Origin of the sequence: Brasilonema bromeliae SPC951, from assembly GCF_012912135.1 — a bacterium.
Lineage (GTDB): Bacteria > Cyanobacteriota > Cyanobacteriia > Cyanobacteriales > Nostocaceae > Brasilonema > Brasilonema bromeliae.
On record NZ_QMEB01000273.1, the window covers coordinates 1 to 8,042 of the forward strand.

General features: G+C 41.4%; 6 protein-coding genes. 3 read left to right on the forward strand and 3 right to left on the reverse strand.

Features of this window, described 5'->3' with window-relative positions; all coding sequences use genetic code 11:
• The first annotated feature begins 198 nt into the window (after positions 1-198).
• Positions 199-864, forward strand: a complete 666-nt coding sequence (locus DP116_RS25045; RefSeq protein ID WP_169157735.1) for an esterase/lipase family protein — start codon at positions 199-201, stop codon at positions 862-864.
• Between the two features lie 27 nt (positions 865-891).
• Here the strand turns inward: DP116_RS25045 and DP116_RS25050 are convergent, their stop codons facing one another.
• On the reverse strand, positions 892-1,353 hold the full coding sequence (locus DP116_RS25050) for a VOC family protein (RefSeq protein WP_169157736.1): 462 nt from the start codon (positions 1,351-1,353) through the stop codon (positions 892-894).
• On the opposite strand from DP116_RS25050, the gene DP116_RS25055 reads away from it, so the two are divergent.
• Both DP116_RS25055 and DP116_RS25060 read left to right on the forward strand, forming a co-directional pair.
• Positions 1,341-1,706, forward strand: coding sequence for a hypothetical protein (locus DP116_RS25055; RefSeq protein WP_169157737.1), 366 nt, complete (start codon positions 1,341-1,343; stop codon positions 1,704-1,706). The two genes, DP116_RS25050 and DP116_RS25055, sit on opposite strands and share 13 nt — an antisense overlap.
• A 383-nt stretch (positions 1,707-2,089) precedes the next feature.
• A complete protein-coding gene (locus DP116_RS25060) occupies positions 2,090-4,192 on the forward strand; it encodes a P-loop NTPase fold protein (RefSeq protein ID WP_169157738.1) in 2,103 nt (700 codons plus the stop codon).
• A gap of 244 nt (positions 4,193-4,436) precedes the next feature.
• On the opposite strand, the gene DP116_RS25065 is transcribed toward DP116_RS25060, so the two are convergent.
• Both DP116_RS25065 and DP116_RS25070 read right to left on the reverse strand, forming a co-directional pair.
• Positions 4,437-7,163, reverse strand: coding sequence for a type I secretion system permease/ATPase (locus tag DP116_RS25065; protein ID WP_169157739.1), 2,727 nt, complete (start codon positions 7,161-7,163; stop codon positions 4,437-4,439).
• Positions 7,112-7,870 (reverse strand): foldase protein PrsA, encoded by a 759-nt coding sequence (locus tag DP116_RS25070; RefSeq protein WP_169157740.1) that lies wholly within the window; start codon positions 7,868-7,870, stop codon positions 7,112-7,114. Before DP116_RS25070 ends, DP116_RS25065 begins: the two co-directional genes overlap by 52 nt.
• Positions 7,871-8,042: the final 172 nt, after the last annotated feature.

Sequence of the window (8,042 nt, forward strand, 5' to 3'; positions counted from 1 at the left end):
TTCGCGCAATCGCATGGCATTATTATCTGATAATTTGTCACCTTGACAGGGCTAGAGTTAAGAGTTAAGAGTTAAGCGTGTTTCTTCAAAACAGTACTACTCAAACCAATACGGAGACTGTCATAGCTTTTTGGTAAAGGGTGATGAGACTCCACTAGATTAGGAAAAGATAGAACTTAACATTATTTTGTTTTGTAAATGAATAACGTCAAAAAACAGCGAAATCCAGTGCTATTGGTACACGGTATTTTTGATACAGGTCGAGTTTTCGACACAATGATTCCTTACCTGAACCAGAGAGGTTGGACGGTGTATGACCTAGACTTAGTACCAAATAATGGCAATTTAGGTCTTGACACATTAGCTCAGCAAGTTGCTAATTATATTGATGCGACTTTTGAACCAGAACAACCCTTGGATATAGTGGGCTTCAGCATGGGGGGTGTCGTTAGCCGCTATTACGTCCAACGACTGGGAGGAATCAACCGCGTGCAGCGGTTTGTTACCATCTCATCACCACATCATGGCACTTGGATTGCTTACTGTCGTGAGGGTATAGGTTGCATTCAAATGCGTCCTGACAGTGTTCTACTACAAGATTTGAATCGGGATGCTGGTATGTTAAAGCAGATAGATTTTACCTCTATCTGGACACCTTATGACTTGATGATTGTCCCCGCAACTAGTTCACAAATGCCTGTGGGACGCGAGGTGATAGTACCAGTTTTAAATCACTCCTGGATGCTGACAGATTCCAGAAGCTTGGCTGCGGTGGCGGAAGCGTTGACAATTCAAAATTCACTCATTCAAAATTCAAAATTCAAAAACAAACAACCTAGCACTGGCAAGTATTCTGTCTGTTGACAATATGCTAAAAAAATGCATTGCAGCTTAAAGGCGTTCGCCCAAAGGGCGACTCCCTGCTGGAGTATCGCCAATTTGCGTATACTCAGCACTGCCAAAAATTGCTTCAGGATAACGGTAATACTTCAATTCCATAATGTTATAAAAAGGATCTTCTAAAAAGAAAGTGCGATGTTCTAAGGCAGAACCAACAAAGCGGTGTTTGGGTTCTTCTCTAAAAAGGAGTTGTCGCTGTTGCGCCCTCGTGAGTAAATCCTCCCAATCATGTTCTAAAGTAAAAATTAGCCCAAAATGTCTTGGGTATATCCCACGCTGAGGTGTGGGTGGTTCTTTTGTAACATGAGCTACCAGTTGATGACCGTAGAGATTGAGAATTAGGGCGTTGCGGTTTTCCCGTCCAGGAGTGCAGCCTAAACCATCGACATAGTATGCTTTTGCCTGGGCAATGTCTGTGACGGGAAAGGCAAGATGAAATAATGTTGGGTTCATTGCTTGTGTGGGTAAGACTCCCTCAAGTTTTACCAGATGGAAGTTGTGCTAAAGTCCCTTACACTAGCCATTTTAGAGCATCAACCCATGAGAAAGTTGATCATTCAACTATTTATCGTCATTCTGGTAGTCAGCGGATCAATAGGCTATGTGTTTGTGAATCGCGCAACGCCTGCCTCAAGCTGCACGATCACAAGCCTTACTGCACAGGTCGGCAACGGTACATTGTCCTACAGCCAGGTGGGGAACGGACGCTCGATTCTACTGTTGCATGGTTTATTTGCCGACAAGGAGCAGTGGAACACCATCATGTGTCGGCTGTCTCTTGTGGCGAGTTTTGCAGGGTAAGCTAATCTGATGTATTTTGGTTTGTGCGAAATGCAAGTTCTATTCGTTGTGCAAAAGCTGATCTGGAAGTTGCTCCAAAACCCTTTCAAATGGTGCAGTGTTATTGAGTCCCCGCGTTAAAACTAGCGCACCTTGAAGCGCAGGGCGGTAGGTTGATAAAGTGGAATAGTTGACTTGTTAGCCAAGTCATGATTTTGTGGATTAAAAAAAACGTCTGTTCAAAGCGCAACCAAAGCAAGCCCCTAGCGGCGAGTGCTTGGGGTTGGGTTGCATTCTTGTTTCACTGCAAGCGGTTTTATCTGGAATGTTATTGTCTGCGTGTGTAGAATAATGTGAATTTTGTTCTACAAATCCCAGTCTCCTAGTATATATACACTGGTTTTGAGAAATGAACCTATCAGATCAACAGCGTAAAAAACTACAAGATGCTCTAATTTCTGCTTTTCCCTCAAGGGAATCTCTGGAGATGATGCTTAGGGCCCAGGGCGTGGATATAGGGAATCTTCAAATATTGTCTAATTCTAATTATTCAGAACTTGTCTTTCAATTAATAGAACACCAAGAAAGGATAGGCAGGTTAGAAACTTTTGTTCATGGCGTACGAAGGTTAAACCCTGGGAACCCAAAATTGCGAGCTATTGCTCAAGAACTCTTAACTCCTGGGTCTGTACCTAACACTAGTTTTGCTGAAAACACTAAGCAACCCGATAGTTCTCAAGACTCTATTCAAAATTATATTTATAACAAGGGAGCAAGCAATGATTTAGTAGGAGATCGTGACCAACTAGGCTTCGATTGCTACGTTAAAGCTTTTGCCGATATAATTGAATCCCCCAATACCAAACCACCATTGACTATTGGTATATTTGGCTCTTGGGGTACGGGTAAATCGTTTCTACTCGATCATATAACAACAGAACTTGAGCAGCGTTCTCAACAACGTAAACAGGAAAAGCAAAGCCAGCCCAAGAAATCTACTAATGAAGAGCAGAAAGATTCGCCTTATCCCCATGTTCATGTTATAAAATTAAACGCTTGGGAATACAGTGCAGCTAAAGCTATTTGGCCTGGGTTGGTGCGGAAAATAATGAATCAATTAGAAAAAGAGCTTGCCTGGGGGTTTCCTGGTCTATTTTGGAAGAAGTTTTTACTAAACTTAAAGCGTGAATATGAAGATAATAAAAGTAAAATAATTTTATTTTTTGCTATATTACTTGGTTTTTTAGTTTTAAATCTCTTTAAATTAAAACTTGATTTGAGGCTAATTTGGGGTGCTTTGTTAGCACTAGGAGTCACTGGAACATTCAAGCTTGTAGCTGATACAATATCTAAACCTCTTAGTCAGTGGATGGAAACGGTCTTGAAGGGAACTGACTATGGTAAACAGATTAATTATATGGAGGAAATTTATTCAGATTTGGAGTTACTTGCACAGAGACTGAAAAATAATAATGGTAGAGTCTTAATCATCATAGATGACCTAGATCGGTGTGAGCCACTGAAAGCCGTTGAGGTGTTGCAAGCAATTAACTTACTCCTCAACTTTAAAAGCTTTATTGTATGTTTGGGGATTGATGCTCGTATCATTACTCGTGCAATCGAACAATTTTACAAAAATATGTTGGGGCCTGCAAAAGCTTCAGGATATGAATATTTAGATAAGATTATACAAATTCCATTCCGTATTCCAGAATCTACTCCTGATGAGATTGAATTATTCCTTTCCGATTTGTTAGGAGATTCATCCCCATCAACTTCTACTGCCTCCTCATCATCAGAGCGCACAACACAAGCAACTTCAAATTCAAATGTACAAAATCAGGGAGCGCCAGTTCAGAAAAATACACCAGTTGAACCTCCAGCACTTATTACATTTAATGATAAAGAACGGGTAGCATTCAAACGGTACACAAGATTTCTGCAAGCCAACCCCCGTCATCTCAAAAGATTAGTGAACGTTTACCGCCTTGTTCGCACTTTAGCCGAGTACAAGCAAGAAGACTTCATTACAGACAATCCTGATGCCACAATTTGTTGGCTGGTGATATGCAGTCAGTGGCCGTACACAGCATACGCAATGCTGTATTACTTTCAAGAATTGTTAGAACGTTGGGAGGAGGAGAAAGAAAATCTAAAACCAAGAATATACGATGAAGAAAAGGTTTCAGAAAGCTCATTAGAGTATCTTTATCAAGAAGTGTTGAAACAATTGGAGCAGTCTCAAGACGCAAAGAACAAACAAAGAAAATTAGATCATGACCCAGATTTACTACGAATGCTATTGAAAAAAGGTGAGCCTTTAACCTGGGAACAGCTATATATTGTTAATCGCTACACTGTTAATTTCAATCCAGCAGTTGAGTCAACCATAAAATCTGAAGTTCCAGTAAAAGTAAGTACTGATGATTTATCTAATATGCCAGATGGGTTCTATGCATTTTTGGATATTTTATCAAAGAGGAAACAGCCAACAGATACGCACCAAACTTAATTCTACCGTCCCAAGACTCCACAATTTGACCGACAGGGCTTTGAAGTTGCGTTTCAAATATGACCTGGCCGTTTTTGTAAATTACAAATGCCTCATTATGGGCATTGCCCTTGATGTCAACTCAAGCCAAAACTCTCCTAAAATCTCGTTCCCAGTCTCCGACTGGGAACGATGTAAGACGAGGTAATGAGCTTAACTACAAAGTTAAGTATAAATATGCAATTAAAAACACCAATTATTGATATCAGATATTTGCCTGCTGTCTTTGATAAAGTGACCAGTACAAACCTTTTTGCCGCAACAAATCCAAATGATTTCCGCGTTCAGCAATAACGCCCTTCTCCAGTACCAAAATCAAATCAGCACGTTTAAGAGGGGCAAAACGGTGGGCGATGAGAAACACGGTGCGGTTAGCGGAAACTTTTTGTAGGTTTTCCAGGACTTGCTGTTCAGTTTCACTATCTAAAGCACTGGTTGCTTCGTCCAAAATTAAAATCGGTGCTTGCGAGAGAAATAATCGTGCCAAAGCTATGCGTTGACGTTGTCCGCCAGATAAAGCTGTACCCCGTTCTCCAACATTTGTTTCGTAGCCGTGGGGTAATTCACTGATAAAGTCATGAGCAACAGCATATCTTGCAGCTTCTACGACTTGTTCTGAGGTGATGTCGGGATTACCGAGAGTTATATTGTCTAAGATAGAACCGTTGAATAAAAAGTCTTCTTGCAGAACTACACCAATTTGTTGGCGCAGCGAAGCTAAATCAGCGCTTTTAATATCAAAACCATCAATGAGGATGCGTCCTGATTCAATTTGATAAAGGCGTTGCAACACTTTAGAAAGAGTACTTTTCCCAGAACCACTGCGTCCAACAACACCAACAAACTGTCCTGGTTCTACAGAAAAGGAGATTCCTCTTAAGACGGGTTCAGCGCTTTGTCTGTAGCGGAAGAAAACTTGCTCAAAGTTAACTTGACCTTTGAGGGACGGTAACACTAAACCAGTGCCTGGTTCCGCTTCTGGGGCTACGTTAAGAATATCACCAATACGGTCAACAGAAAGCAGCACTTGTTGAAAGGTTTGCCAAAGCTGTACGAGGCGTAAAAGTGGTGCTGTGACTCTACCAGAAAGCATTTGAAATGCGACTAGTTGACCGACTGTTAATTTATGATCAATAACAAGCTTGGCTCCAAACCAAAGAATAAGCAAGTTGGAAAAATTGGTGAGGAAGTCACCAATATTGCTACTAATGTTAGAGGTGGTAGAAGCTTTGAAACCTGTGCGGACGAAGCGAGCAAATAAACCTTCCCAGCGATCGCGCGCTGCTGGTTCTGCTGCGTGTGCTTTAACTGAGTGAATTCCTGTAATTGTTTCGACAAGAAATGATTGGCTATCAGCACTGCGGTTAAAGGTTTCGTTTAGCCAGTTGCGGAGAATTGGCGTTGCAACCACTGTTAAAGTGGCAAATAACGGTAAGACTGCTAACGCTACAAATGTCAGGGGGATATTGTAGTAAAACATCAATCCCAAGTACACGACAGCAAAGATGCTGTCCAAAACCACGGTTAACGCCGTACCTGTGAGAAACTGGCGGATTTGTTCGAGTTCTTGAACTCGTGCGACTGTATCTCCTACGCGCCGAGACTCAAAATAAGCCAAGGGTAACCGCATGAGGTGGCGAAACAGCTGTGCTGATAAACTTAAATCTAGACGACGGGCGGTATGGGTAAAAATAAACAGTCGCAGGATTCCAAGAACTGCCTCGAATGTTGAGGTTAACAGGAGTGCGATCGCCATAACATCAAGAGTTGGCAAACTCTCCTGCACCATCACCTTATCAATAACAACTTGAGTAATCAGTGGTGTTGCTAACCCCAAAAGCTGCAATGTAAAAGACGCTAGCAGCACTTCTCCCAGTAATCCTCGGTACTGCCAAACTGCTGGAGTGAACCAATTGAGGTTAAATTTTTCTTGCTTTTGGATAACTTCTACTTGCCATAACTGCCCATCCCAAGTTTCTTCAACCACTGATCGTGGTATACTCTCACAAGTGTGATTGGGATTTAGGGGGTTTGCGACAGTTAGGCGATCGCCCTTGAGTGCATACGCGACGATCCAACCTCCTTCTGTTTTTCCTGATGCTTCCCAGCGTAACAAGGCTGGAAATGATAGCTGTTGTAACTGACTCCAACTGACTTGCAAGCGCCGCAGCACAAATCCTAACTTTTCTGCTGCTTCCACAAGATGTTTTGGTTGTTGTCCTCGCAGTTGACGTTGTACCCATTCGAGTTGTACGGGATTGTCTAGCTGTTGCGCCACCATTGTTAAACACGCAGCACCTGTGTTCCAGCTGGAGACGAATGGGTATGTTGACAATTGTGTGGAGGAGGGGGAGAGGGAAGGCGAGGATGGGGGAGATGATGAAGGAGTGAAGGAGTCAGGGAGTGAGGCAGATGAGGCAGAGGTTTCTGATTTGGAATTTGGAATTTGGAATTTAGAATTGATTTGTTCTCTTGTCCCGGTGTCTTCTTTATTTCCTAACCAAAATCCTTCAATTTGTGGCGTTGAAAGTTCTGCCCATATTGCTGTCGTCCAGCGTACTACGACGACTTCTTTACTTGCAGCAACAGCCTTGCACTCTACAGAAAAGTTGTTTAAGTCGCCGAACCAATCTCCTGGCTGTAGTACGGTCATTGTCTTACCGACGCTTTCTTCCCGCAAGCGGATGTTTCCAGAAATAATTAAGAACTGGAAACCTCCCGCTTCTTGTGACCAGATTTTTTCTCCCAATTTGTAGCGAAGAGTTTCTGACACCTCTTGCAGTCGATTTTGTTGTTCAGCAGTTAGCCAGCACAGTGGTGGTTGATTCCAAGATTGAGATGCTAGCACGCTATTTTCTGAAGATTCGTCATCTAAAAGTTTTAATTCACCTGCAATTTTACCGTTAGTTTTTGAATTTTCTCTGCTAGCCATTTCTCAAACAACTCATTTTGTAGTGCTTGCCTTAGTTGAGTATTTTCTAATGACGCGCTTAGAAATTGTTCCACACGAAACAATCCATAGCGTCCTTCTAGTTCTATTGGTCCTACCAACTGTCCAGGACTGGCAATATCAATACATGCTCTTAGTTTATCTGGCATTGTTCCCCGACTTACAGGTCCCATCATACCGTTCACAATTTTTTCATCTGATAGTGAATACTCTCGGGCAACTTGTTCAAAGCTTGTTCCTTCTTCGATTTGGGTTAGTAGTTCTTCAGCCAACTCCTGAGTCTCAACAATAATTCGTGAAACTACCACCCTATCTAGATAAATCTTACGTTCAATGTAGTATTCTTGTAGCTTTGATTCTGTCACCATCGCTTTGAGTTTTTCTACCTTAAAACCATAAGCAACTGATGAATGAAAGGTATCATAATTTGTCCCGTTACTTTGTAGCCATTCTTGAAATTTCTGAGGTTCTGTCAATTTATTTTTTAGCCGAAAGTCAATTATAGTCTGTTCTGTCAAAGCAGAACTAATGAGTATATCTTCTCGTTTTTCCAGTTCTTGTTCAATTATGTACTGGCGAAGAATGTCTCCAATAAATTGCCCCAATTTTCCCGAGGCTTGCAAATATTTTACCGCCTGTACATAAGAAATCGGTTTTTCATCTACAGTTAAAAATGATAAATTTTCCATGAAGTTAAAAATTTAATGAATAGAAAAAAATGACAAAAAAACAACATACAACTTTTTTTCAATTCAAATTGCATTTGAATTGACAATTCTAAAGAAAAAAAAGAGTGTTGCAATCATAAGTAGTTTTCTCAGAATTGAACCCTCTGCGACCTGAAGGTACGCAGAATCACGC

Coding starts and splice junctions, on each gene's coding strand:
- DP116_RS25050 (WP_169157736.1), bottom strand. CDS start 1,353: ATGAACCCAACATTATTTCATCTTGCCTTTCCCGTCACAGACATTGCC.
- DP116_RS25045 (WP_169157735.1), top strand. CDS start 199: ATGAATAACGTCAAAAAACAGCGAAATCCAGTGCTATTGGTACACGGT.
- DP116_RS25060 (WP_169157738.1), top strand. CDS start 2,090: ATGAACCTATCAGATCAACAGCGTAAAAAACTACAAGATGCTCTAATT.
- DP116_RS25065 (WP_169157739.1), bottom strand. CDS start 7,163: ATGGCTAGCAGAGAAAATTCAAAAACTAACGGTAAAATTGCAGGTGAA.
- DP116_RS25070 (WP_169157740.1), bottom strand. CDS start 7,870: ATGGAAAATTTATCATTTTTAACTGTAGATGAAAAACCGATTTCTTAT.
- DP116_RS25055 (WP_169157737.1), top strand. CDS start 1,341: ATGTTGGGTTCATTGCTTGTGTGGGTAAGACTCCCTCAAGTTTTACCA.